Origin of the sequence: Sulfuricurvum sp., from assembly GCF_049587615.1 — a bacterium.
In the GTDB taxonomy this organism is placed as follows: domain Bacteria; phylum Campylobacterota; class Campylobacteria; order Campylobacterales; family Sulfurimonadaceae; genus Sulfuricurvum.
Genome location: NZ_JBAVEF010000056.1, coordinates 1 through 1616 on the forward strand (window position 1 = coordinate 1; position 1616 = coordinate 1616).

Annotated in this window: 4 protein-coding genes; 1 reads left to right on the forward strand and 3 read right to left on the reverse strand. The window is 46.0% G+C overall.

Annotation, left to right across the window (positions count from 1 at the left end; translation table 11 throughout):
* The 3 genes from WB308_RS11075 to WB308_RS11085 form a co-directional block, all read right to left on the reverse strand.
* On the reverse strand, nt 1-281 hold a 281-nt coding region (locus WB308_RS11075; RefSeq protein WP_424191482.1), incomplete at its 3' end, for a histidinol dehydrogenase.
* A 9-nt stretch (nt 282-290) separates the two neighbouring features.
* Entirely contained in the window at nt 291-704 is a 414-nt protein-coding gene (locus WB308_RS11080; RefSeq protein ID WP_424191484.1) for a thioredoxin family protein, read from the reverse strand.
* Nucleotides 697-1212, reverse strand: coding sequence for a shikimate kinase (locus WB308_RS11085; RefSeq protein WP_424191486.1), 516 nt, complete (start codon nt 1210-1212; stop codon nt 697-699). The genes WB308_RS11080 and WB308_RS11085 overlap by 8 nt, the downstream gene beginning before the upstream one ends.
* 63 nt (nt 1213-1275) lie before the next feature.
* Here WB308_RS11085 and WB308_RS11090 point away from each other — a divergent pair, with 63 nt between their 5' ends.
* Nucleotides 1276-1584 (forward strand): cupin domain-containing protein, encoded by a 309-nt coding sequence (locus WB308_RS11090; protein ID WP_424191488.1) that lies wholly within the window; start codon nt 1276-1278, stop codon nt 1582-1584.
* Nucleotides 1585-1616 lie beyond the last annotated feature (32 nt).

Here is a 1616-nt window from a genome sequence, read left to right on the forward strand (position 1 = left end):
CGCTCATATGCCAGATGCAAAGAAGCTTTCAATGTCGGGTCCAGTGCGTCATACGCTTTTTTCATATCCGCAGGCTCAATCCGCAATTCCGCCCCGCTTTTAGGAGTCCAGCGGTCAAACTTGGAGATATGGCGAATCAGCGCTTCGTCGTTTTCGGAACGTATTTCATCAATAATCGTTTTTACGATTGACGAGACATGTTCCATATCCATTTTTCCACGGCCGAGCAGCTCTTCAAATACGGCCGGGAACGTTGAATCATTGGCGTGTATGATGGTCATTGATATCCTTTATTTTTTCGATGCCGGAGCAGCGTACTCTTTTTTAACCGCGTCGAGAGCGTACAAAAAATCGTCTACGCCGACAGCCCCCATGATCGGTTCAAACATCGGGGTTTTTCCTTTTATGAACCATGTTGCGGGTGTTCCGGGAGTCATCAAAGACTGAGGCACCGTACCCTCTTCCATCACTGCTTCGTAAGAAACGAAATCACGGTTTAACGTATCCGAGACTTTCGGGTTTTTCAGCGTCTCTTTTTTAAGTACATCGCACCATTTGCACCCGTACTTCGTGACGACAACCATCAGCGGCTTTTTCTCTTTTCCGGCACGCTCGACTGCCGATGCGAGATCTTTCTCCCATTTAATATCGGCCCCGAAAAGGACGGCTGCACTTAGTAGGATCCCCGATACAATCTTAATCATCCTGCCTCACCTTTTGTAAAATTTCTCCGGCGATCTCGTCCAGTTCTTTTCCGCTGACATCAATCACAATATCAGCCGCTTCTTTATAGAGCGGTGCGCGCTCCTCATAAAGTTTTTTAGCTTTATCGATATCTTGAAAAAGCGGGCGTTTTCGAAGTTTGCTTTTTGCATTCGGATGGGCGCGAATCCGCTGATAAATTGTCTCGAACGGTGCAGACAAATACACTACCGTCCCGATTTCGGAAAGGTTCGGCACTTTAAAAAAGCCCCCTCCCGTTGAAATCAAAGTACCGCTGACTTCTTTTTGAAGCCAAAGGGCCACTTTGTGTTCAAGGGCGCGGAAATACGCTTCTCCCTCTTTGGCAAAAATTTTTTTAATTTTTCGGTTTTCCATGCTTTCGATGACATCATCCGTATCCAATGCAATCATTTCCGACTGTTTGACGATCTCCCGCGCGACAGAGCCCTTTCCGACTCCCATAAAACCAATCAATATAATATTATTCATTTCGTCTTTACTCTTTAGCTTATAATAGCGAAATCATATCATGCATTAACTTAGGAGTGTTTCTTGACCCGTAAATGTAATCTTTATGAGGGGGAATCCCCTGAGCAAAACCGTGAAATATTTTCAACTCTTTTTGACAGCGGCATCGTTCGTGTCGAATCAATACGCTCTTGGCTGAAAACACCGGGAGAATGGTACGATCAAAACGAAGATGAATGGGTGTTACTCTTTGAGGGGGAAGCCGATCTTGAAATTGGAGGCAATGTCCTGCATCTGACGCGGGGGGATCATGTCATGATCCCGAAACATACCCGCCACCGCGTTCTTTTTACCTCTGAAGATACCTATTGGATAGGGGTCTTCAGCTCTTGAATTCGTTGATACGTGCAGAGAGCGACTGCGCT